Below are 23,953 nucleotides of genomic sequence, written 5' to 3'. Positions count from 1 at the left end.
GGATAGCAAGCATGAAGTTGAATGAAGTGCGGGCCGTCATCACTGGCGGCGCCTCGGGCCTCGGTCACGCAGTGGCGCAGCGTCTCGTCGCCGCCGGCGGCAAAGTCACGCTGCTCGATGTGAACGAAGCAGCCGGCCAGGCCGCCGCCAAAGCGCTGGGCAACGCCGCGTTCTTTCAAACCGTGGATGTCACCAACGAGGCCGGCGTCGACGCCGCTATCGCCAAAGCCAAGAGCGACATGGGCGGCCTGAATCTCGCCGTCAACTGCGCCGGCGTGGCCTGGCCCCGTCGCATCGTCAACAAGGAAGGCGCTATCCCCGGCGACTTCTTCCGCAAGGTGATCGAGATCAATCTGGTCGGTACGCTGCTGGTCGCCAAGGCGGCCGCTGCGGCCATGGGCAGCAACGCGCAGAACGAGGAAGGCGAGCGTGGCGTCATCGTCATGACCGCCTCGGTCGCGGCCTTCGACGGCCAGATCGGCCAGGTCGCCTACTCCGCTTCCAAGGCCGGCGTGGTCGGCATGACCCTGCCGATGGCGCGCGATCTGTCGACCGCCGGCATCCGCGTGATGACCATCGCTCCCGGCATCTTCAAGACGCCCATGATGGCCTCGCTGCCGCAAGAAGCGCAGGATTCGCTGGGCAAGCAAGTGCCCTTCCCGCCGCGCCTGGGCCGTCCCGAGGAATATGCCGCGCTGGTCGCTCACATCTGCGAAAACTCGATGTTGAACGGTGAGGTCATCCGTCTCGACGGCGCGATCCGAATGGCGCCGAAATAAGCTTCGTATCACGACAACGACACGCACGCGGACACAGCCCGAAGAGACTCACCGAAGAACTCAGCCATGACCGAACGTGAAGTGATGGAATATGACGTCGTGATCGTCGGCGCCGGCCCGGCAGGGCTGGCGTGCGCGATACGGCTCAAACAACTCAAGTCCGATCTGAATATCTGCGTGCTGGAAAAGGCTTCGGCGGTCGGCGCGCATTCGCTGTCGGGCGCGGTGCTGGAGTCCGCTCCGCTGGAACAGCTGTTGCCGAACTGGCGCACCGAGTACCCCGGCATGAAAGTGCCGGCGCTCGAGGACGACGTGCGGCTCATGACGCGCACTGGCTCGTTCAAGTTGCCGAACTTCGCGGTGAATCTCTCGCCGATGAACAATCACGGCAACTTCATCATCTCGCTCGGGCAGCTGACGCCGTGGCTCGCATCGCAGGCCGAAGGGCTGGGCGTGGATATTTTCCCGGGCTTCGCTGCTGCTGAAGCGGTGTTCGACGAGAACGGCGCGGTCAAAGGCGTGCGAATCGGTGACATGGGCCTGGAAAAGAATGGCGAGCCGGGCCCGAACTACACGCCGGGCGTCGAGATTCACGCGGGCACCACCATACTGGCCGAGGGCTCGCGCGGCTCCATCTGCAAGCAGCTCATCGCCAAATACAATTTGCGCGAGGGCATCGATCCGCCGACCTTCAGCCTCGGCTTCAAAGAGATGTGGCAATTGCCGCCGGGCCGCGTCAAGCCGGGCCGGATCGAGCATGCGTTCGGCTGGCCGCTCGACAATGCCACTTACGGCGGCAGCTTCCTGTATCACCTCGACAACGACCGCATCTACATCGGTTACGTCGTCGGCTTGAACTACAAGGATCCGCGGCTGAAGCCGTTCGAGGCGTTCCAGCAGTTCAAACATCATCCGCGCATCAAGCCGTTGCTGGAAGGCGGCGAAATCCTGGCAGCCGGCGCGCGCACCATCGTGACGGGCGGTTATCAGTCCCTGCCCCGCCTCGACATGCCCGGGGCCATGCTGATCGGCGACGCTGGCGGCACGCTCAACGTTTTCAAGATCAAAGGCATCCACCAGGCGATCCGCTCGGGCGCATTGGCGGCGGAGCACCTGGTGGAACAGGGTAAGAGCGCCGGTTTCGACGCGCGCTGGCGGAACTCCGCCGGGCATCGCGAATTGCACTCGGTGCGCAACTTCAAGCCGGCGTTCAAGCGCGGGCTGTACTTTGCGATGGTGAATGCCGGCATCGAGTCGCTGCTCAAGGGCAAGACTCCCTGGACTCTGCGCAACACCGCCGACTGGTCGGCGCTAGAGAAACTGGGCGATTACGCGTCGCCAGATCGGGGCTGGGTCGAGCGCTCGCTGCCGCCGCGCGACCGGCTGGCGTCGGTGTTCTTTGCCGGCAACGTTCATGACGAAGCACAACCGGTGCATTTGAAGGTTCTGGACACTTCGATCTGCGTCAATCGTTGTACCAAGGAATATGGCAATCCCTGTCAGAACTTCTGCCCGGCCGGGGTGTACGAGATGGTCGATGACGGCCAGGGCGGCCGCCGCCTGCAGATCAACGCCGCCAACTGCGTTCACTGCAAGGCCTGCGACATCAAGGATCCGTACGAGATCATCAACTGGACCACGCCGGAAGGCGGCTCCGGTCCCAACTATCAGAACATGTAGAGACCGCGGTCTCGCGGCGGGAGTCTGAGATGGAGCCCGCCGCGAAGCCGATCTGGACCCCTTCTCCCGAGCGCGCCGCCAACTCCGCGCTCGCCCGCTTCTCGCACTACGTGCAGGAGCGTTACAAAGCACCAGTGCACGATTACGCATCGCTGCATCGGTGGTCGATCGAATTCCCGGAGAACTTCTGGACCGCGGTCTGGGATTTTTGCGAGATCCGCTGCTCGCGCGGTCCGCAGCAGATCATTGAAGCCGGCACTCGCCTTCCCGGCGCGAAATGGTTTGTCGGCGCGCTGCTCAACTATGCCGAGAATCTCGTTCCGGCGAGCGACGACACTGTCGCCATTATCTTTCGGAACGAACGCGGCGAACGACGTGAGCTCACGCGCAGTCAGCTGCGAAGTGAGGTCGCTCGCGTCGCCGATGGGCTGAAGCGCGCCGGCGTGAAGCCCGGCGACCGGGTCGCCGGCTATCTGCCGAATATTCCAGAGACTGTCATCGCCATGCTGGCAGCCGTCAGCCTCGGGGCGATCTGGTCTTCGTGCTCGCCGGATTTCGGCGCGAGCGCCGTGGTCGATCGGTTCGGACAGATCAAACCGCGAGTGTTGTTTGCAGTCGACGGTTATCAGTACGCGGGCAAGACGATCGATTGTTTGCCCACGGTCGCGGCGGTGTGCAAAGCGATTTCCAGCATCGAGCGCGTGGTGCTCGTTCCCTACCAGCGCTCGGATGTCACAGCGGACCGGGTGCCTCATGGTGTGTTGTTTACTCAGTTCGGCGCGGCTGATACACCTCTCTCCTTCGCGCAGCTGCCGTTCGAGCAACCGGCCTTCATCCTGTACTCGTCGGGCACGACGGGCGCGCCGAAGTGCATCGTGCACAGTGCTGGCGGCGCGCTGATCCAGCAGATGAAAGAGAACGTTCTGCATTCGGACATGGGCGCGGAGGACAGATATTTCTATTTCACCACCTGCGGCTGGGTGATGTGGAATGCGCTCGTCAGCGGACTGGCGACCGGCGCCACCATCGTGCTGTTCGACGGAGCGCCGCTGCAGCCGGATCCGAACATCCTGTGGCGACTGGCCGCCGAAGAGCGAGTGACAATATTCGGCACCGGGCCGCGGTTTCTGACGACCTGCGAGCAACTCGGAATCCGGCCTCGCGAGACGTTCGATCTGGGCGCGCTGCGGACGGTGATATCGACCGGCGCGCCACTCAGCCCGATGAGCTACCAATATGTTTATCGGGAGGTGCATCCCGACGTGCAGCTGTCATCGATCTCCGGCGGCACGGACCTCATGGCGTGCTTCGGCGCCGGATGCCCGACGTTGCCCGTGTATGAAGGTGAGATCCAGGCCCTGGGGCTCGGTATGAAGGTCGAAGTGTTCGACGACGCGGGCAAGTCGCTGGTCGGGCAACAGGGCGAACTGGTGTGCACGCGGCCCTTCCCTTCCGTGCCCGTCGGTTTCTGGGGCGATGCGGAGGCGGATCGCCTCATGGCGACTTACTTTTCGCGCTATCCCAACGTCTGGTGGCACGGCGATCTGGCGACCCTCACCTCTCGAGGCACCCTCATCGTGCACGGCCGTTCCGACGCCGTGCTGAATCCCAGCGGCGTCCGCATCGGCACCGCCGAGCTGTATCGCCAGCTGGAAAAAATCCATGAGGTGATCGAATCCGTCGCCATCGCTCAGGAATATCAGAGCGACGTCCGCATCGTGCTCTTTGTCCGCCTGCGCGACGGCGTCACGCTGGATGAGCCGCTGCGCGAGAAGATCTGCCGCACCATCCGGGAGAACACCTCCCCGCGCCACGTCCCCGCCAAGATCATCCAGGCCCCCGACCTGCCCCGGACCATCAACGGCAAACTGGTCGAACTGGCCATCCGCGACGTAGTCCACGGCCGCACGCCCAAGAACCTCGGCGCCCTGGCCAACCCGGATTCGCTGACGTTCTTCAGGAATCATCCGGAGCTGAGAAGCTAAGGGTTCGGTTACTATGGGAGGCTGATAGGACGACCCAAAGCTCAGCAACGTGCCCGACCAGCCTACGCCCGTTACCACCGTCGCCGCCCTTTACGAACGCGAATGCGCCCGACTCGGGTATCAACGTGATCCCGTGCAGGAGCGCGTGGTTGCGCACCTGGACGATTTGCGGGAGCGATTGATCGCGCCGCAGCCCAAAGGACTGTTCAAAGGCCTGCTGTCGCGCAAGGAACATCAGCTGCAGAAGGGGCTATACATCTGGGGCGGCGTGGGCCGCGGCAAGACGTGGCTGATGGACCTGTTCTATCACAGCCTGCCGTTCAAGGAACGTCAGCGCAGCCACTTCCATCGCTTCATGCAGACCGTCCACGACGAGCTGAAGAAACACCAGGACCAGGCCGACCCGCTGGAGTCGATCGCCGAAAAGATCGCGCGCAAAACCCGCATCATCTGTTTCGACGAATTCTTCGTCTCCGACATCGCGGACGCCATGCTCCTGGGCAATCTATTCCGGGGCCTGTTCGAGCGCGGCGTGACGCTCGTCGCCACGTCCAACGTGCCGCCCGACGATCTCTACAAGGAAGGTCTGCAACGCGCGCGCTTCCTGCCCGCGATCAAATTGCTCAAGGAAAACACGCAGATCGTGCACGTCGACAGCAAGACCGACTATCGGCTGCGTTTGTTAGAACGCGCGACCACCTGGTTCGACTGTCGCGACGCCAAGACCAGCCCGGCCCTGGTGAACCTGTTCGAAGCCATGGCCGGCGAACCCGGCGCCGTCGACGCGACGCTCACCTTGAATCACCGTCGCCTGCACGCGAAGCGCCACGCCGGCGATGTCATCTGGTTCACATTCAAGGAACTCTGCGACGGCCCGCGCGGCCAGGCCGACTACATCGAGATCGCCCGCTGTTATCACACTGTGTTCGTCAGCGACGTGCCCTGCCTCGGCATCGAATCCGAGAATCAGACACGCCGCTTCATCACCATGATCGACGAGTTCTACGATCGCGCCGTGAAAGTGATCGTTTCCGCCGAGCGGCCGGTCACCGAGCTGTACCACGGCGCCAAGCTCAAGTTCGAATTCGAGCGCACGCAGAGCCGGCTGATCGAAATGCAGTCGCAGGAATACCTGGCGCGCCCCCATCAGGCCTAAAGGGCGCCGCGCTCGAGCCGACGAAGGGGGGAACTTCCTCGACTCGAGCACGGGCCGGATCAATCGACTCGCGTCGACGGGCGATCCAACGACTGGACCGCCCATCGTGAGCAAAAGGCCCTCAACCGGATAGCGCCATCGACCGCTGGGGCATGAACTGGGCCTTACGGCGCGTCTCGGCGCTTTCCATCGCACGGGCCGCCGCCCCGACATCGCCCCCGAGTTCCATGACCCTGGCCGTGAGTAGCCAATTGGACGGGCTCGACGGCTTGAGCTGAGTGCGTTCTGCAATCAGTGCGCGCGCCAGTCGGGTCTGATGGGAGCGCAGCGCCGCCTCGACCAGCGTGAGATGAATCAAATCCCGCTGGGCATTGCTGCCGCCGAAACGGCTGGCGATGGTGCGGATCGGCTGCAGCCGCTGCACGACATCGGAATATTCACCCCTCGCGAACGACAGCAGCGCCTGCCCCAACGGCAATCCCACCTCGCGGGTCATCATGGCGTTCGTGTCCGAACCCGAGCTCTTCTGCTCCATGGCCGCGATCACGCGCTGCGCCAGATCGAGCCGCCTCGCGCCGACGAAAGCCATCAACGCATGCACGTCGTTGAAGGCGTAGTACGCGTGCTCCACGAACGGCTCCCAGCAGCTCGCCAGCGTCTTCCAGCGATCGCCGACGTCGATGCCTCTGAGCTCCAGGCGCCACAACATCGCGGACCCGTCGATCATTTCCAGCGGCACCTGCGAGGGCGCCGGGCGAATGCGTCGGTCGAACAGCTCCAGGACTTGCGAGACGTTGCCGGCATCCAGATGAAACAACGCCAGGTGCCACCAGTTGTGGAACGCCAGGCCGTTGTTTTCCGCCCAATCGCGCTCACGGGACGTCAGGAAATCGATGCCCTCGCGGATGCGCCCCTGCATTTCCATCACATGCGTCACGGCATGCACGCCCCAGGCGTCGACGGGATTGATCTCCAGAGCACGGCGGCCGATGTCCTCGGCGCGTGAATAGAGCCCGGTCTCCTCCAGGCCGAACGCATACATGCCAAGCACATAGTTGTAACCCGGCGCGCTCGTGTCCCATTCAGGCAACACCTGGGCCACACGATCACGCAGCATCGTGCTGGACCCCAGGAAGAAATCGCCGACATGCGCGACCTGTAAGGCCAGCAGATCGCGGGGATGCTCCAGCAGAATCTCACCGTAGCGCCGGATCGAGCCGGCGAAATCGCCATGCAACCAGCTGCGGGCGGCCGCGGCGTGGGCCTGCTCACGATCGTTAGCCCGTCGACCCAACGATTCGATGGCCTCGATACTCTCCGTCAGCAGTGGCGCCACCATGCGGTCGGTCGCCATGATCATCAGTCCGGCGCGCAGACAATGCCCCATGGCAAACGCCGGATCGGATTCCAGCGCGCCCTGGATACTGGCCAGAGGGTCGAGCCGGTAGCTCACCGACAGCTCCAGCGCCTGTTCGAACTGCGCCAGCGATGCGGCGCTCCGGGTCGAAACCGGGCAACCGCGCGAATCTCGAAGTGACATTTTCCCTCCTGACTGGGGTGCAACCTGCTGCCAGGTCGTATTTGTACGCAGCCCTCGTGAGCTGAAAGTCTCGACAGCCGTGAAAAATGCGTGAAAATGGTTAGCCTGGCAGCCCAAAGGCATCACAAGACGTGGGCCGTGAGTGCATTGACGTTACAAGTTCTCGGCGCCTTCCACGTCCGCGACGTCAGCGGCGGCGAGATTCGTATTGCCTCTCGTAAAGGCCGTGCCTTGCTGGCGTATCTGGCGCTGCGTCCCGGTGAATCTCACAGCCGCGATCGTCTCGCTAATTTGCTATGGGAAGACGCCGACGAAGAGCTGGCGCGCACCAGCTTGCGACAGGCGCTCGCCGCGCTCAGAAAATCATTACCCACCGCGGCTCAACGCGCCCTGCTGGCCGATACCGAATCCGTCGGTGTCGACGCGGGATTGTTACGAAGCGATATCGATGCATTTCGTCGCTCACTGCTGGCCGGCACGCGAACCTCGCTACAAGACGCGCTCAACTACTATCGCGGCGATTTGTTAGATGGCTTCGACGCGCGCTCCACCGCATTCGATGAATGGTTGAGCGGCGAGCGCAGCGCCTTGCGCAAACAAATGAGCCAGGCGCTACAACGTCTCACCGATCTGTGCATGGCGGCCGAGGACAACGACGGCGCGCTCACAGCGTGCACTCGCCTCGTATCGCTGGAACCGCTGAACGAAGCCGCGCATCGGCGCATTATGGAGCTTCAGGCCAAGCGCAATTCCTATGCGGAAGCGTTGCGGCAGTATCGCGTGTGCCGGGATGTGTTGCGTCGTGAGCTGGATGTTTCTCCCGAGGCGGCCACCGAGCAGCTCTATCGCGAGCTGATGCGCAAACGCCGCGCCGCCGTGGCCGATTCTGGCGACGGCGAGTCATTTGTCGAAGAGCCAGTCGTAACAGCGACGCCTGCTCCACGTCAGGAGCTCAGGCCGAGCCTGCGCGATGCCACCATCCTCGTCGCCCGACTGGAAGGTTTGTTGGAGACCGAAGCGCGGCTCGATCCCGAAGAAGCGCATTTGCTCTCGAACGAGTTTCAACGTCGCGTGCAGAGCGCCGTGCAGGAATTCGGAGGGCTCGCGGATCGTCGCGTCGGCTCCAATGTTTTAGCCGTATTTGGCATTCCACATTCCTACGGCAACGAAGCCGAACGCGGCGCGCGTGCCGCACTGATGTTACGTGACATGGTGGCCGCGAAGCCGTGGCCCGTGCTCACTGCTCTCGCCCTTCGCATCGGCATCGCTCAGGGCCAAGTCCTTTGTGGCGGCGAAGTGTTTCCATTGAGTGGACGCCCCACGCACGAAGCGCACATTCTCGCGGCTCAAGCCCAAGACGGCGAGGTGCTGATCTCCGAGGAGATTCGGCAATCGCTCGGCGAGCGCGTCAGCACGCAACGGGTCGGAGCCGCGTTGCAAGCACACTCCGAGCCCGTGAATGCGTGGTCGTTGAATGCAATCGGCGTCGAAAGCGGAACCACAGCGCAGCCATTCGTCGGCCGCCGACCCGAGCTTGCGATGATTCTTGCTTCCCTCGATCGATGCACCTCGAGCCGGCACGGCCGGGCCATCGTCGTGCGCGGTGAGGCTGGCATCGGCAAGACGCGACTGGTCGATGCCGTACGAAGCGCCGCCATCGAACGCGGCGTCGGCGTGCACTCTGCGCAGATCTTCGATTTCGGCCAGTCGCCCGGCCGACGGCCGATCACGATGCTTGCATTGAGTTTGCTCGGCATCCGCCCGGATGCGTCCGCAGCCGAGCGCAAAGCGGCCGTCCAGAGAATGGTAGCCACCCGCGGCGGCAACATCGATCAGATCATTTTTCTCAGCGACCTGATCGACGCGCCGCTGGATCCCGAGCTCGCCGCGCTGGAAAAAGCGATGGAAGTCGCCACTCGCCAGCGAGGTCGCACCTTGGCGCTGGCGCAGATCATCGAAGCAGCCGCGCAACGCTCGCCGCAAATGCTCGTCGTCGAAGACGTGCACTGGGCCGACACGGACGAGCTCGCGCGCCTGGGCGAAATCGCGGCGGTGGTGGCGAACTGTCAGATCCTGTTCATCATGACCACGCGTCCCGAGGGCGATCCGATCAGCGCCAGTTGGCGAGCACGAGCGCGCGGATGTCCGGTGACGACCGTCGATCTCGCGCCGCTCGCCGAAGATGAAGCGCAAGAGCTGGCAGCTCACTATCCCGAGCTGTCGAGCGCGACGATTCAGGAATGCATCGTGCGTGCTGAGGGCTATCCGCTATTTCTCGATCAGCTGCTGCGCTCGGCCAGCGCCGGGCAACATACATTGCCCGGGTCGGTGCGCTCGTTAGTGTTGTCCCGCGCGGATAGCCTGTCAGCGCAAGATCATCTCGCGCTCGAAGCCGCCGCGGTGCTCGGCCAGCGCACGGAGTTGGCCATCGTGCGGCGGATGATCGAAGACGAAGGCTACGAGCCAGACAAACTAGTCGCTACGACTCTGGTTCGCAGCGACGGCATCGAATTGGAATTCGCGCACGCCTTGTTCAGAGACGCCATTTACGAGTCGACGTTGAAATCGCAGCGACGCACTCTGCATCGTGTGGCGGCCGAATGGTTCGCGTCTCGCGATCTCTCACTGCACGCCGAGCATCTCGCTGCGGCCGATGACGAAGGCGCGGCTGCTGCATACATCAACGCCGCGGAAGCTGAGCGCGTTTCCCTTCGTTACGAGAATGCACTGAATCTCGCCAACAAGGCGAGCGTCGTGGCGCGTGAGCCTCTCATGCTTCATAGGACCAGCCTGCTGCTCGGTGAGCTGCTATTGCATCTCGGCCGAACACACGATGCGCTCGCCGCTTATCGCGAAGCCCTCGACTTCGCCATCGATCAGAACGGCCATGGCGCCGCCTGGTTTGGCATTGCCTCGGCCCTGCGCGTGATGGATCGGTACGAAGAAGCGCTGGATGCTTTGGAGCGGGCGCAGAGCGCTCTCGGCGAAACTGCCGACGCACAAACACGCGCTCGCATGAGCACACTGCATGGCAATCTCTGTTTCCCGCTCGGCCGTTTCGAGGCTTGCCTGCAAGCGCACCAGACCGCTTTTCAGTACGCCCAGCAAGCAAATACACCTCTGGAGTTGGCGCGGGCGCTCGGTGGGTTGGGCGATGCTCACTATCAGCGTGGCAACTTGCTCACGGCCCGGCGGCATTTCGCGCAGTGTGTGAACGAGGCGCGTCAGCACGGCATGATCGGCGTGCTGCTGTCGAACTTGCCCATGCTCGGCATCACCCAGGTCTATTGCGGCGAAACCGGGGCCGGTCGCGCGAGCCTGCAGGAAGCGTTGGAGATCGCACGACGCGTCGGAGATCTGCGCAGCGAATTGATCTCGGTGCTGTGTCTCACGTCCGGATTGATTCTCCAGGGCAAACACGAGGAACGCCGCACGTTGGCCAAACAGGCGCTGCAGCTCGCGAAGCAACTCGGCGCGCGCCGCTTCCATGCCGAGTGTCTGGGGATTGTCGCTAGTTGCCTCATCGGCACCGACAGCCGGAGCGAGGGTTTGCGACTGGTCGAGGAAGGTCTGGAGCTCAGCCGCGAGATGGGCATGTCGTACTGTGGCCCGTCGCTACTTGGAATATTGGCGCGCCTGACCGCCGATCCCGCGCAACGCGCGGCGGCGCTGGCGGAAGGCGAAACACTGCTGGCTGCGGGCTGCGTCAGTCACAGCTATTTCGAGTTCTATCACCACGCGATCGAAGTGAGCATCGAGCAAAGCGCCTGGCCGGCAGCACGGCGCTATGCAAACGATCTCGCTGCCTATACCGCGGATGAGCCGCTAACGCCCACCACCCTGCAGGTCGATCGCGCGCGAGTGCTGGCGGATGTGGGAGAGAACATCATCACTCCGCAAACACGATCGGAGCTCGAAACGTTGAAGCAGCGGTGTCATCGCATGGAAGCCGTCGCGCTGATTCCGGCAATCGACGCGGCGCTCACTCTGGTGGAGCGCGCGCCCACCGCGTGAGTCAGCGCTTTTGGGACAGGCCGCGAGAGCCTGAAATTACGCCACGTTGGCCATGGCAGACAGTTTGCGCCACGCGCGCGTTCATCGTTACATCCGTCGTCAAATACCGGGGAGAACAATTAGCGATAGAGTGATGGTGAGTTGCTATTCGATTGGTTGACACGCAAATTCGAGCTTGCTCGTGGCACACATAACGTTCGTCCGATGGAGGGTTTGCGCGGCTTCGCCGTGCTGCTCGTGTTCTTCGTACACTACGCGGACCTCGTGCACCCTTGGATCGCCGAAGACGAGGCGCTGCTAGCGCTCGCGGACGCGCTCGCCACCGTCGGCAACAGCGGCGTCGATCTGTTCTTCGTGCTCAGCGGCTATGTAATTTATGGCTCGGTGATCTCGAGATACCAACCGTTCGTGCCGTTCCTGGCACGACGGATCGAGCGTATCTATCCGGCGTTCACCACGGTGTTCGCGCTGTACTTCGCCCTGTCGTTCGTATTTCCGGCGGAGAACAAGATTCCGGAGTCGCCGGGCGACGGCGCCCTCTATTTATTACAAAACTTCCTGCTGCTGCCCGGCTTGTTCCCGATCAAGCCCATGATCACGGTGGCCTGGTCGCTGAGCTACGAGCTGTTCTATTACATCGCCATCCCGGTGCTGGTCGCTGCGTTCAAGCTGCGCCGTCGCAGCCCCACGTGGCGCGCGATCTTCTTTGTCGCGTTAGCAGCGACTTTCGCCGCTTACACCGCGCTCAACGACGGCCCGGTGCGACTGCTCATGTTCGTTGCCGGCATCGTGCTGTTCGAGGCGATTCATCACAGCCGGTTGCGCCCCTCCAGCATCGCCGGGCTCGTAGCATTGTTTACAGGGTTGCTCAGCATGCTGCTGCCGGTTGCCGGTCCGGCGGGCACGACGCTCAAGGTCGCGATTCTCGGCGTTACGTTTTTCGTCTTGTGCCTCGCCTGCTTCCGCACGCCGCACTCATGGTTGCCGCGAGCGTTCGCATGGACACCGCTGCGCTGGCTCGGAAACATGAGCTACTCGTACTATCTGCTGCACGGGTTGGCGCTCAACGGCGCATTCCTGGCGCTGTCGAAAGTGATGCCACCCACGGGTCAGGACTCGACCCTGTTCTGGTTATTGCTGCCGCCCATGCTGGCGCTGACGCTACTTGCGTCGGCGCTGCTGTTCCTGCTGATCGAGCGGCCGTTCTCGCTGGCGCCGCGCCGTAAGCGCGACGCCCCGCGATTGCCTCACGCCGCGTCGGCGTCCGAATCCGGGTCGTAACCCAGGTTCGGCGACAGCCAGCGCTGTGCTTCTTCGAGCGAGATCTTCTTGCGAGCGGCGTAGTTCTGCACCTGATCGAAATCGATCTTGCCGACCGCGAAGTAACGCGAGCCCGGATGCGAGAAGTACCAGCCGCTGACCGCCGCCGTTGGATACATCGCGAACGACTCGGTGATCTTGATGCCAGCGTTCGCTTCCGGATTCAGCAGATTCCACAGCGTCGCCTTCTCGGTGTGATCAGGACAGGCCGGATATCCAGGCGCCGGGCGGATACCGCGATACTCTTCCTTGATTAGCTGATCGTTCGTGAAGCGCTCCTCGGGAGCGTAGCCCCAGAACTCGCGACGCACGCGCTCGTGCATGCGCTCGGCAAACGCTTCAGCGAATCGATCCGCCAATGCCTTGAGCATGATGCTCGAATAGTCGTCGTGCGCCTTCTCGAAACGCTCCAGATGCGGCTCGATACCGATGCCGCCGGTGACGGCGAATGCGCCGATGTAATCGCGACGGCCGGAAGACTTCGGTGCAATGAAGTCCGCTAGCGCATCGTGCGACTGACCCGCGGGCTTGCCCTTCTGCTGACGCAGGAAGTGCAACTTCGTCAGCACGCGAGTGCGCGACTCGTCCGCATAAATCTCGACATCGTCATCGTCGACGCTGTTGGCCGGGAACAAGCCGATGACACCCCGCGCCGTCAGCCAGCGCTCGCGCACGATTTGTTTCAGCATGCGCCGCGCGTCGGCGTACAAGTTGCTGACCTGCTCACCGACCACCGGGTCGGTGAGAATGTCCGGGAACTTGCCGCCGAACTCCCAGGCGTTGAAGAACGGCATCCAGTCGATGTAGCGCGTCAGGTCTTCGAGCGAGAAATCGTCGAACGTCCGGATGCCCAGGAACTTGGGCACGGGCGGTACATACGATTCCCAGCCACCGTTGAACTTGTTTGCACGCGCCTGAGCGATGGTCAGCTGCGGGGCTTTGATCTTTTTGCCCGCATGCTGCTCGCGGCGGATCGCATGGTCGGCCTTGGTCTTCTCGACGAACTCACGCCGCAGCGCCGCCGTGACGAGTTGCTGGCAAACGCCCACCGAGCGCGATGCGTCCTTCACGTAAACAACCGGGCCCTCGTATTGAGGATCGATTTTCACCGAGGTGTGCGCCGGCGACGTGGTCGCGCCACCGATCAACAGCGGCTGATTGAAGCCTTGACGCTGCATCTCGCGCGCGACGTGCACCATCTCGTCGAGAGAGGGCGTGATCAAACCCGACAGACCGATCATGTCGGCGTTCTCGCGCCGTGCCGTCTCGAGGATGCGCTCCGCTGGAACCATCACGCCGAGGTCGATCACTTCGAAGTTATTGCACTGGAGCACGACGCCCACGATGTTCTTGCCGATGTCGTGCACGTCGCCCTTGACCGTGGCAAGAATGATCTTGCCGTTGGACTTGGACACGGCGCCCGACTTGGCCTTCTCTTCCTCGATGAAGGGAATCAGGTGCGCGACCGCCTTTTTCATGACGCGCGCCGACTTCACGACCTGCGGCAGGAACATCTTGCCGCTGCCGAACAGATCGCCGACCACGTTCATGCCGTCCATCAGCGGGCCTTCGATCACGTGCAGCGGCCGCTCGGCCTTCTGCCGGGCCTCTTCGGTGTCGACGGTGATGAACTCGTCAATGCCCTTGACCAGCGCATGCTCCAGCCGCTTCTCGACCGGCAGATTGCGCCAGGCCAGATCTTCAACCTTCTTGGCGCCGGCTTCGCCCTTGAAGCGTGCGGCGATATCCAGCAGGCGCTCGGTCGCGTCCGGCCGGCGATTCAAGATCACATCTTCGACGCGCTCACGCAGCTCAGGATTGATGTCCTCATAGATCGCCAGCTGACCGGCATTGACGATGCCCATGGTCATGCCGTTCTTGATGGCGTGATACAAGAACACCGAGTGCATGGCTTCGCGCACCGGATCGTTGCCACGGAACGAGAAGGAAACGTTGCTCACGCCGCCGCTGATATGCGCGTGCGGGCACGTCTTGCGGATCTCGGCGGTGGCCTCGATGAAATCGACGGAGTAGTTGTTGTGCTCCTCGATGCCGGTGGCCACGGCGAAAATGTTTGGATCGAAAATGATGTCTTCGGCCGGGAAGCCGACTTGCTCGGTGAGGATGCGATAGGAGCGTTGGCAGATCTCGACCTTGCGCTTGACCGTGTCGGCCTGACCCGTCTCATCGAACGCCATCACGACCACGGCCGCGCCATATGCGCGTACCTTTTTGGCGTGCTCGATGAACGCCGCCTCGCCTTCCTTCAGGCTGATGGAATTGACGATGCCCTTGCCCTGGATGCGCTTCAAGCCCGCCTCGATCACGCTCCACTTGGACGAGTCGATCATGATGGGCACGCGGGAGATGTCGGGCTCGGAGGCGATCAGGTTCAGGAAGCGCACCATGGCCGCCTCCGAATCGAGCATGCCTTCATCCATGTTGATGTCGATCACTTGCGCGCCGCTCGCCACTTGCTGGCGTGCGATGTCGAGCGCGGCGTTGTAGTCATCCGCCTCGATGAGCTTGCGGAACTTCGCGGAGCCGGTGACGTTGGTGCGCTCACCGACGTTCACGAACAAACTGTCAGGACCGATGTTCAGCGGCTCGAGGCCGGACAGGCGGCAGCGCTTCTCCAGCACCGGCGGCTTACGCGGCTTGATGCCCTCCACCGCTTCGCGGATGTGCTTGATATGGTCCGGCGTCGTGCCACAGCAACCGCCGACGATGTTCACAAAGCCGCTGGTCGCGAACTCTTTCACCAGCTCCGCCGTCTGGCACGCGACTTCGTCGTATTCGCCGAACGCGTTCGGCAGGCCGGCGTTCGGATAGGCGCTGACGTAAACATCGGCGATGCGTGACATCTCTTCGATGTACGGACGCAGTTGCTTCGCGCCCAACGCGCAATTCAGGCCGACGGCCAGCGGTCGCGCGTGGCTCACGGAATTCCAAAACGCTTCCGTGGTTTGACCGGACAGCGTGCGGCCCGACGCGTCGGTGATCGTGCCCGAAATGATGATGGGCAAATCCACGCCAGCCTCATCCAGCGCTTGCCGCGCGGCGAAGATCGCGGCCTTCGCGTTCAGCGTATCGAAGATCGTTTCGATCAACAGGATGTCGACGCCGCCTTCGATCAGCGCACGCGCGCCGATCAGGTAGGTCTCCGACAGCTGATCGAAATCGATGTTGCGGAAGGCGGGATCGTTGACGTTCGGTGACAGCGACGCCGTGCGATTGGTCGGGCCCAACGCGCCGGCAACGAACTTCACCTGCCCCGTCCTGGCATGAAATTCATCGGCCGCGGCGCGAGCGACTTTCGCACCCGCCAGATTGATCTCGCGCACCAGATGTTCCATCTGGTAGTCGGCCTGCGACGAATAGTTGGCCGTGAAAGTGTTGGTCTCGACGATGTCGGCGCCGGCTTCCAGATACTTGGTGTGGATGGCCTGGATGATTTCCGGCCGCGTCAGCACCAGGATGTCGCTGTTGCCCTTCAGATCGCACGGCCAGTCCTTGAAACGCTCGCCGCGATAATCCGCTTCCGTGAGCTTGTAGCCCTGGATCATGGTGCCCATGCCGCCGTCGAGCAGCACGATGCGCTCGGTCAACAGGCGATGCAGAGCGGCAATGCGTTCAGTGCGATTCATGTCGTTCACTCAGTTCGGCGCGTGAAGATCGTTTTCAAGATGCGCGCAGGGCTCAGCCCGCAGCGGCCTGCGCCAGCACCGGCCGCACGCCGAGCGCATGGCAAATGGCATAGCTCAGCTCGGCGCGATTCAGCGTGTAGAAGTGGAACTCTTCGACGCCGTGTTTCTGCAGCTCCTGCACTTGCTCGATCGCGACCGAAGCCGCGATGAGACGACGCGTGTCGGCATCGTCGTCCAGGCCGTCGAAACGATGCACCAGCCACTCGGGCACGCTTGCGCCACAGCGCTGCGCCATGCGGATCATTTGCGGAAACCGCGTGATGGGAAGAATGCCGGGCACGATGCTCGCTTTGATCCCGGCGGCCGCGCACTGGTCCCGAAATCTCAGGAACAAGCTGGTGTCGAAAAAGAACTGGGTGATGGCGCGGTCCGCGCCGGCGTCGATCTTTGACTTCAGATTGGTCAGCTCGAAATCGGGGCTCGGCGATTCAGGATGGGGCTCGGGATACGTGGCCACCGAGATTTCGAAGTCGCCCACCGACTTCAAACCTTTTACCAGATCCACCGCATAGGCGAATCCTTCAGGATGCGGCACATACTTGGTCGTGCCCTGCGGCGGATCGCCGCGCAGCGCCACGATGTGACGAATGCCATTGGCCCAGTAGTCACGCGCGATATCCAATATTTCTTCGCGAGGCGCGCCGACGCACGTCAGATGAGGAGCCGCGGTCAGCGAGGTGTTCTTCTGGACCTTCGTGACGATATTGTGAGTACGCGCACGCGTCGAGCCGTCAGCGCCGTAGGTCACGGACACGAAGCGCGGCTGCAATGGCGCGAGGCGCTCGACCGATTCCCACAAGGTTTGTTCCATCGCCTCGTCTTTGGGCGGGAAAAACTCGAACGACACCGTGGGGCGGGCGCGCAGCTTGGCCAGGCCGTTGCCGAGCTGGTCCTTGAGTTTTTCTACTGACATGTTTATTTCCTCGATTCCTTGCAGTGATAAAGGCGGGGCTTCATGCCGCCGCCGTGCTGCGTACCACGCGCCGGCCGATGGCCACCAGCAGATGCCCTGCTTCGGTGTCCACGGGGCGCACACGGGAGACTTCCAACCCTGTTTTGGCGAACCATTCACGCAGGGTCGAGATGGGATTCGCGGACGACGCCGCGCTCAACGCGTCGAAATCTTCGATGACGACGGCGCGGCCGCCATGCTTGAGTGTTCGCGTGATTTCGGCGAGCGCGGCAAGTGGGCGCTCTGCTTCGGCGAGCACACGCTCGGCAACGACTGTGTCGAACAGCGGAGCGGCGAAAGGCAGGTCATACATATCGCCGCGTTGTAATTCGCAGTGACTCAGGCCAGCGCCGTGCACTTTCGTGCGCGCCAGGCGCAATGCTTCGCTGGAGATGTCCACTCCTACAGCTCGCGTTGCCTTCGCACCTAGAAGCTGGAGCATGTGACCGGAACCGGTGCCCACATCGAGCAACGCGCCGATGGGCTCGCTCGACAGTTCTTCGACGATGGTCGAGTCGACGATATCGGAGGTCTTGGGCGCATCTTCTTCGGCGAGATGATCCGCTGCGCGACGGCCGCGCTCGGCGATGACTTCTTCCATTCGCCGACGGTCACGACGCAGAACGTCGTCGTCTTCGTCGACCAATGCCAGCAGTTGCCAAACGGTGTCTCGCGCTTCTCCCGAAGCGGGTGCGCGGTAGTACACCCATAGCTGCTCCCGAAATCGATCCAGCAAGCCGGCATCACACAGGAGCTTCAAATGCCGCGACACGCGGGGCTGACTCTGGCCAAGGATTTCGCAGATCTCGCCGACCGTCAGCTCCGCCCGCGCCAACAACGCCAACAGCCGCAGCCGAGTGGGCTCGGCAGCAGCTCGCAGGCCGGAGACGGCGGACAGAAAGCTCGGCATGACGGCGGTCCGGACTTAAGGATATAAAGATATCTTTATATAGACGGCCGGCACTATACCCGAGCGACCTGGAACTGTCACGGCTGTTGTTCTCAGCTGGCCCCCAACCATCATGGTTTTCCCTGGGGGAACAGAGGTTTAGGAGCCCTAACCGAATGCGTGAAAGGACGGCCTCATGGTGCGCAAACGTTGGGCTATTGACCTCCCATAAATGCAGAAGCCGCGACAAAGCGCGGCTTCTGTTTGATGGGGTCAGGAAGGCTCGTCAATGCGAGCGGCGGGTGATATCGAAATCCGAGGTACGCGGCACATTGATAAAGGCCGTCACCACGGAGATGACAGACAGCAGGGCCAGAATGATGGCCTTCCACAGGCTCACACTGCCTCGAAAGCCCTCCGCAATCGGGCGTAGAACGCGCACGCTCATCGTTCCACCTCCACTACCTGTTTGCAGAATCGCACCATACCTGCGATCAGCACTATGCCACTCACGACACTGTCAGCATAGACCAGATACAGCTCTATCTTGGTGACGAACTTAAATATTTCATCTGGAAAAGGGTGGTAGCGATGCAGCGCGTGCAGCGCAACCGATACCAGCCAACCTATGGAAAACAATGCGGTAAAGATCACCGCCGTTCCGAGCAGATGACCAACCAGGGTCATGACTGACCACCAGTAGCCAACCCGCCGCTCCCGCTCTCCCCAGTACAACTATCGCTCTCCGTTGACTCGGCTGCCTTGTAGGCACGCTCCGACTGTGCAGCAGTCCTCTGCTTAGACTGCTTCGAGAGGCGAATTGACCCTAAAACGGGCGGCGGAACTTCACGTCCACTCAGTGCTGGAAATCGTTGATTACAGTGATGCCCGTGCCCCGAAAGCTGTCCATGGCCGCCAGTTCGGCGGGGGCGGCGGTCAGGGCGATGGTCTTTTCGACCAGCCGCTGAGGCTGGACGCGGCCAGTGAGGATCAGGTCCAGCATCGCGCCGTAACGATGCGCCTGCATGCCGTGGCTGCCCATGACCTGCAGTTCTTTGGCGATCACCAATCCCATCGGGACTGGCGGATCGGCGTGCGCGCCGAGCATCAGGCCGACCTGGACGTGGCGTCCCTGCGGGCGCAGGCACGCGATGGAGTTGTAGCAAGTGACGCGGCTGCCGAGCGCATCCATGGAGACATGAGCGCCGCCAGCGGTGTGCTCGATGATCGCCGCTTTGACGTCGGCAGTCGCCAGCACGCCGATCTCAGCTCCGAAGCGTCGCGCGAAGTCGAGCTTCGTTTGGTCGATGTCCACCGCGATGACTCTCGCGCCCATGGCAGTCGCGATCATGATCGCGGACAGCCCCACTCCGCCGCAGCCATGAATCGCCACCCATTCTCCCGGCTGCACGCGAGCCTGGTCGACGATGGCTCTAAAAGAGGTCGCGAACCGACAGCCGAGGCTGGCCGCGGTGACGAAATCGAGGGAGTCAGGCAGTTTGACGAGATTGGTGTCCGCATAATCGATGGCGACGAATTCCGCGAACGACCCCCACGCAGTGAAGCCAGGTTGAAACTGCACAGCGCAGATCTGCTGCTGCCCTTTCGCACATTGCTCGCAACGACCGCAGCCACTGACGAACGGAACGGTGACACGATCACCCACGCGAAAGCGGGTGACGTTCGCACCGACTGCGGCAACGACACCGGCCAACTCGTGCCCGGGAACATGCGGCAAGCGAACGTCCGCGTCATGCCCCATCCAACCGTGCCAGTCGCTCCGGCAAATGCCCGAGGCAGCAACACGAATCACGACGCCGCCCGGCGTCGGCGTGGGGTCGCGAACATCGATGCAATTGAGCGCACCACCGAACTTTTCGAACAACACCGCTTTCAAGGAAAGCCCCTGCGCTTGTCGAGAGCTTATTCAACGACGGCTGGACGCGTGCTCTAGCGATTAGTGCCGACGCTCGGACGCATCTGTCGCCGGCGTCGCGGCGTGCGAGAACAGCTGTTCGACATCCACCGAATCGAAGCGATACGCGCGGTTACAAAAATCGCAGCGGACTTCGACATGCCCCTGCTCCGCCAGTACCGAGCGAACCTCGTCCGGCCCCAATGCCCGTAGCATGCCGACGACGCGATCGCGCGAGCAGCGGCAGCGGAAAAACACGGGCGCGGGCTCGAACAACCGAACGTCATCTTCGGCAAACAAGCGACGCAAGATATTGCGATCGCTCAACGTCTGCAGCTCTTCGGGCTTCAACGTATCGCCCAGCAGCTGCACGCGATGCCACGCATCGTCGATCTCCGCTCGATTCACTTCATGCAGACGTCCGCCGGCCGAGCGCGACTGCACCGAATCGTCGGATAGTCTTTGCAGCAGCAGCCCCGAGGCGCCGTTCTCGTCCGCGTGCAGCCACAAACGCGTCGGCAACTGTTCGGACGACTCGAAATAGCTGCGCAAACACTCCGACAGCCGCTCGCCATTCAACGGCACGATGCCTTGATAGCGCTGTGACAAATCTTCGTTCTCGACCGTCACTGTCAGACTGCCCTCGCCGGACAGCGACGCCAGATCACGGCCATACTGCTCGGCTTCTTTATAACGAGCCACCGCGCGTACGCCCAATGCGTCCGAGCACTGCGCCAGCATCAAATGCATGGGCCCCTGCCCTTTGAGCTGCAGGCTCAGCGTGCCGTCGAACTTCAATGTCGCCGCGAGCAGCACCGAAGCCGCGACCGCCTCGCCCAGAGTGTCGCGGATCACGGGCGGGTACTCGCGGTGCTCCAGCAATGCGCGCCACGATGCATCCAGATGGACGATGTGCCCGCGAATCGGATAGTGCTCGAACAGGAATCGGTGCAGGCAATCGCGATCGTGCATGAGAGGTGCGTCGGTCGGGGTCAGGGGGAGGCGGATGATGCTACTCATCCGCCCCTACATTAGCCCGCCAGCTTCTTTTTCAACAGCCCGCCTCTTTCTAACTGCGCTATCCAGCCAGCTTCCTTTTCAATAAATCGTTGACTTGCGCCGGATTGGCCTTGCCGCCAGTGACCTTCATCACCTGGCCCACGAAGAAGCCGAACAGCTTGTCCTTGCCCGAGCGATAGTCCGCCAGCTGCTTGGGATTGGCCGCCATGACCTCGTCGATGGTCTTCTCGATGGCGCCGGTGTCGGTGATTTGCTTCAGGCCCTTGGCCTCGATGATGGCGTCCGCATCCTTGCCTTCCGCCCACATCGACTCGAACACTTCCTTGGCAATCTTGCCGGAAATCGTTTCATCCGCGATGCGCGCGAGCAAGCCTGCGAGCCGGGACGCGTCGATCTTCGACTGCGTCACCTCGATGCCGTCCTTGTTGAGCGCGGCCGACAGCTCGCCCATGGTCCAGTTGGCGGCGAGCTTCTCGTTGCCTTCGAGATTCTTCGACTTCAACGCGGCCAGCACGGCTTCGTAGTAATCGCCCATCTCGCGGCTCGCGGTCAGCACGCCCGCGTCGTACGCGGACAAGCCGAACTTCTCGATGTAACGAGCCGCCTTTTGATCCGGCAGCTCAGGCAGCGTGGCGCGCACGCTTTCGATGAAGTCCTTCTCGATCACCACCGGCAACAGGTCAGGATCCGGGAAGTAACGATAGTCGTTGGCCTCTTCCTTGGAACGCAGCGAGCGCGTCTCGCCCTTCTCGGGATCGAACAGGCGTGTTTCCTGTTTGATCTTGCGGCCGGCCTCGATCTCCTCGATCTGGCGCGCTACTTCGTAGTTGATGGCCTTCTCGATGTAACGGAACGAGTTGAGATTCTTGATCTCGCAGCGCGTGCCGAACTTCTCCTGTCCGACCGGGCGCACCGACACGTTGGCGTCACAACGGAAGTTGCCTTCCTGCATGTTGCCGTCGCAGATCTCCAGATACCGCACCAGGGTGTGGATCTTTTTCATGTACGCGACCGCTTCCTTGGCCGAGCGCATGTCCGGCTCGGAAACGATTTCCAGCAGCGGCGTGCCCGCGCGGTTCAGATCGATGCCCGAGGCGCCATGAAAGTCCTCGTGCAGCGACTTGCCCGCATCCTCTTCCAGGTGCGCGCGCGTGATGCCGATGGTCTTGACCGTGCCGTCGTCCAGCAGGATCTGCAGCGTGCCCTTGCCGACCACGGGCGTCTCGTACTGGCTGATCTGATAGCCCTTGGGCAGATCGGGATAAAAGTAGTTCTTGCGCGCGAAGATCGAGCGCGGTGAGATCTGCGCGCCCACCGCAAGACCGAACTTCACAGCCATGCGCACCGCTTCGCGGTTCAGCACCGGCAGCACGCCGGGATAGCCCAGATCGACCAGGTTCGCTTGTGCGTTCGGCGCGGCGCCGAACGCCGTGGCCGCACTGGAGAAGATCTTGCTGCGCGTTGCCAGCTGCGCGTGAATTTCCAGACCGATGACGGTTTCCCAGCTCATCATTCGTAACCCTTAGGAATGTCACGGTGCCAGAGCGTTTCGTTCTGATACCCGTGCGCGACGTTGAGCAATTTGGCCTCGGCGAAGTGCGGACCGATGATTTGCAGTCCGACCGGCAGGCCACCCACGGTGCCGCAAGGAATCGACATCGCCGGCAGACCGGCGAGGTTCGCACCGATGGTGTAGATGTCGTTCAAGTACATGGTGATGGGATCGTCCACCTTGGCGCCGATGTCGAACGCCGGCGTCGGCGAAGTCGGCCCCATCAACACGTCCACTTGCTGGAAGGCGCGCGCGAAATCGTCGGTGATCAAGCGGCGAACCTTCTGGGCACGCAAGTAATAAGCGTCGTAATAACCGGCGGACAGCACGTAGGTGCCAGTCATGATGCGACGCTTGACCTCGGCGCCGAAGCCCTCGCCTCGCGAGCGCTTGTAGAGATCGAGCAGGTCCTTGGGATTCTCGGCGCGATAACCGAAGCGCACGCCATCGAAGCGCGACAGATTCGAGGAACACTCGGCCGGCGCGACCACATAATAGGTGGGCACGGATAGCGGCAGGTTCGGCAAGCTCACTTCGATCAGCTTGGCGCCGAGGCGTTCATACACCTGCAGCGCTTCGCGAATCAGCTTCGCGGTCGACTCTTCCAGTCCGCCTTCGAAGAATTCCTTCAGCAGACCGATCTTCAATCCGCTGAGCGGCTTATCCAGCTCCGCGACGTAATCGGGCACCGGCGTATCGACGCTCGTCGAATCGCGCGCATCGAAACCGGCCATATCACGCAGGACCATCGCGGCGTCTTTGGCCGTGAACGTCAGCGTGCCGGCCTGATCGAGACTGGAGGCAAATGCGATCATTCCGTACCGGGATACGCGACCGTAAGTGGGCTTCAGGCCCGTCAGGCCGGTAAGCGCCGCGGGCTGACGGATCGAGCCACCCGTGTCAGTCGCAGTGGCAACAGGCGCAAGACGCGCAGCCACCGCCGCAGCTGAACCGCCCGACGAACCGCCCGGTACTTTTTTCAGGTCCCACGGATTCTTCACCGGGCCGTACCAGCTGGTCTCGTTCGAAGAGCCCATCGCGAACTCGTCCATGTTCGCCTTGCCCAGCATGACGACGCCAGCTTGCGACAATTTCTCCACGATGGTGGCGTCGTAAGGCGCGACGAAGTTGGACAACATGCGCGAGCCGCAGGTGGTCAATACACCGTCGGTGCAGAAGATGTCTTTATGAATGAGCGGCAGGCCGGCAAGCGCGCCGGCCTCGCCCGAGCTCAGCAGCTCGTCGGCCCGTTGCGCCTGCGCGAGCGCCTGCTCGCCAGTCACGGTGATCAACGCGTTCAGCGTCGGGTTCAGGCGCTCGATACGCGCCAGGAAATGCCTGGTCAGCTCGACGCTGGAAAAGCGGCGCGCCCGCAATCCCTCGTTGAGCTGGGCCAACGTCAGATGATGCAGTTCAGTCATGGCTTGCTCTTACTCGATCATCC

General features: G+C 62.4%; 16 protein-coding genes. 6 read left to right on the top strand and 10 right to left on the bottom strand.

Annotated features, from left to right (window positions below):
• Positions 1-11 precede the first annotated feature (11 nt).
• From VGD45_RS01745 to zapE, 4 genes are all read left to right on the top strand, one after another.
• Positions 12-779, top strand: a complete 768-nt coding sequence (locus VGD45_RS01745) for an SDR family NAD(P)-dependent oxidoreductase (RefSeq protein ID WP_331153539.1) — start codon at positions 12-14, stop codon at positions 777-779.
• Between the two features lie 66 nt (positions 780-845).
• Complete coding sequence (locus VGD45_RS01740; RefSeq protein WP_331153538.1) at positions 846-2,459, top strand: electron transfer flavoprotein-ubiquinone oxidoreductase; 1,614 nt, start codon at positions 846-848, stop codon at positions 2,457-2,459.
• 29 nt (positions 2,460-2,488) lie between these two features.
• The gene (locus VGD45_RS01735; protein WP_331153537.1) at positions 2,489-4,444 is read left to right on the top strand and encodes an acetoacetate--CoA ligase; all 1,956 of its coding nucleotides are present in this window, start codon (positions 2,489-2,491) and stop codon (positions 4,442-4,444) included.
• Between the two features lie 49 nt (positions 4,445-4,493).
• Positions 4,494-5,600, top strand: coding sequence for a cell division protein ZapE (gene zapE, locus VGD45_RS01730; RefSeq protein ID WP_331153536.1), 1,107 nt, complete (start codon positions 4,494-4,496; stop codon positions 5,598-5,600).
• A 121-nt stretch (positions 5,601-5,721) separates the two neighbouring features.
• On the opposite strand, the gene VGD45_RS01725 is transcribed toward zapE, so the two are convergent.
• Positions 5,722-7,140 carry a tetratricopeptide repeat protein gene (locus VGD45_RS01725; RefSeq protein WP_331153535.1) on the bottom strand — a complete coding sequence of 473 codons (1,419 nt, stop codon included), beginning with the start codon at positions 7,138-7,140 and terminating at the stop codon, positions 5,722-5,724.
• Positions 7,141-7,278: 138 nt separating this feature from the next.
• Between VGD45_RS01725 and VGD45_RS01720 the strand changes: the two genes are divergently transcribed.
• On the top strand, positions 7,279-11,154 hold the full coding sequence (locus VGD45_RS01720; protein ID WP_331153534.1) for a BTAD domain-containing putative transcriptional regulator: 3,876 nt from the start codon (positions 7,279-7,281) through the stop codon (positions 11,152-11,154).
• A 204-nt stretch (positions 11,155-11,358) separates the two neighbouring features.
• Positions 11,359-12,435 (top strand): acyltransferase, encoded by a 1,077-nt coding sequence (locus VGD45_RS01715; protein WP_331153533.1) that lies wholly within the window; start codon positions 11,359-11,361, stop codon positions 12,433-12,435.
• Here VGD45_RS01715 and metH read toward each other — a convergent pair.
• From metH to gatA, 9 genes are all read right to left on the bottom strand, one after another.
• Complete coding sequence (gene metH / locus VGD45_RS01710) at positions 12,402-16,121, bottom strand: methionine synthase (protein ID WP_331153532.1); 3,720 nt, start codon at positions 16,119-16,121, stop codon at positions 12,402-12,404. The two genes, VGD45_RS01715 and metH, sit on opposite strands and share 34 nt — an antisense overlap.
• A 52-nt stretch (positions 16,122-16,173) precedes the next feature.
• Positions 16,174-17,094 carry a methylenetetrahydrofolate reductase gene (metF, locus tag VGD45_RS01705; protein ID WP_331153531.1) on the bottom strand — a complete coding sequence of 307 codons (921 nt, stop codon included), beginning with the start codon at positions 17,092-17,094 and terminating at the stop codon, positions 16,174-16,176.
• A 40-nt stretch (positions 17,095-17,134) separates the two neighbouring features.
• On the bottom strand, positions 17,135-18,043 hold the full coding sequence (locus tag VGD45_RS01700; protein ID WP_331153530.1) for a metalloregulator ArsR/SmtB family transcription factor: 909 nt from the start codon (positions 18,041-18,043) through the stop codon (positions 17,135-17,137).
• A 265-nt stretch (positions 18,044-18,308) separates the two neighbouring features.
• The gene (locus VGD45_RS01695; protein ID WP_331153529.1) at positions 18,309-18,470 is read right to left on the bottom strand and encodes a hypothetical protein; all 162 of its coding nucleotides are present in this window, start codon (positions 18,468-18,470) and stop codon (positions 18,309-18,311) included.
• Positions 18,467-18,709, bottom strand: a complete 243-nt coding sequence (locus tag VGD45_RS01690) for a hypothetical protein (protein ID WP_331153528.1) — start codon at positions 18,707-18,709, stop codon at positions 18,467-18,469. Before VGD45_RS01690 ends, VGD45_RS01695 begins: the two co-directional genes overlap by 4 nt.
• 169 nt (positions 18,710-18,878) lie before the next feature.
• Positions 18,879-19,919 carry a zinc-dependent alcohol dehydrogenase family protein gene (locus VGD45_RS01685; protein ID WP_349263191.1) on the bottom strand — a complete coding sequence of 347 codons (1,041 nt, stop codon included), beginning with the start codon at positions 19,917-19,919 and terminating at the stop codon, positions 18,879-18,881.
• A 60-nt stretch (positions 19,920-19,979) separates the two neighbouring features.
• Complete coding sequence (gene hslO, locus VGD45_RS01680; protein ID WP_349263193.1) at positions 19,980-20,909, bottom strand: Hsp33 family molecular chaperone HslO; 930 nt, start codon at positions 20,907-20,909, stop codon at positions 19,980-19,982.
• Between the two features lie 106 nt (positions 20,910-21,015).
• Entirely contained in the window at positions 21,016-22,467 is a 1,452-nt protein-coding gene (gene gatB, locus VGD45_RS01675) for an Asp-tRNA(Asn)/Glu-tRNA(Gln) amidotransferase subunit GatB (RefSeq protein WP_331153643.1), read from the bottom strand.
• A complete protein-coding gene (gene gatA, locus VGD45_RS01670; protein ID WP_349263192.1) occupies positions 22,467-23,921 on the bottom strand; it encodes an Asp-tRNA(Asn)/Glu-tRNA(Gln) amidotransferase subunit GatA in 1,455 nt (484 codons plus the stop codon). Before gatA ends, gatB begins: the two co-directional genes overlap by 1 nt.
• Positions 23,922-23,953: the final 32 nt, after the last annotated feature.

The organism is Steroidobacter sp., assembly GCF_036402275.1.
Classification (GTDB): Bacteria; Pseudomonadota; Gammaproteobacteria; order Steroidobacterales; family Steroidobacteraceae; genus Steroidobacter.
The sequence above is the reverse complement of the archived record's forward strand: the minus strand, read 5'-3'. Positions and strand labels throughout refer to the sequence as shown.

Coding starts and splice junctions, on each gene's coding strand:
- VGD45_RS01715 (WP_331153533.1), top strand. CDS start 11,359: ATGGAGGGTTTGCGCGGCTTCGCCGTGCTGCTCGTGTTCTTCGTACAC.
- metF (WP_331153531.1), bottom strand. CDS start 17,094: ATGTCAGTAGAAAAACTCAAGGACCAGCTCGGCAACGGCCTGGCCAAG.
- VGD45_RS01690 (WP_331153528.1), bottom strand. CDS start 18,709: ATGACCCTGGTTGGTCATCTGCTCGGAACGGCGGTGATCTTTACCGCA.
- VGD45_RS01700 (WP_331153530.1), bottom strand. CDS start 18,043: ATGCCGAGCTTTCTGTCCGCCGTCTCCGGCCTGCGAGCTGCTGCCGAG.
- VGD45_RS01740 (WP_331153538.1), top strand. CDS start 846: ATGACCGAACGTGAAGTGATGGAATATGACGTCGTGATCGTCGGCGCC.
- VGD45_RS01725 (WP_331153535.1), bottom strand. CDS start 7,140: ATGTCACTTCGAGATTCGCGCGGTTGCCCGGTTTCGACCCGGAGCGCC.
- VGD45_RS01745 (WP_331153539.1), top strand. CDS start 12: ATGAAGTTGAATGAAGTGCGGGCCGTCATCACTGGCGGCGCCTCGGGC.
- metH (WP_331153532.1), bottom strand. CDS start 16,121: ATGAATCGCACTGAACGCATTGCCGCTCTGCATCGCCTGTTGACCGAG.
- gatB (WP_331153643.1), bottom strand. CDS start 22,467: ATGAGCTGGGAAACCGTCATCGGTCTGGAAATTCACGCGCAGCTGGCA.
- VGD45_RS01695 (WP_331153529.1), bottom strand. CDS start 18,470: ATGAGCGTGCGCGTTCTACGCCCGATTGCGGAGGGCTTTCGAGGCAGT.
- hslO (WP_349263193.1), bottom strand. CDS start 20,909: ATGCACGATCGCGATTGCCTGCACCGATTCCTGTTCGAGCACTATCCG.
- VGD45_RS01735 (WP_331153537.1), top strand. CDS start 2,489: ATGGAGCCCGCCGCGAAGCCGATCTGGACCCCTTCTCCCGAGCGCGCC.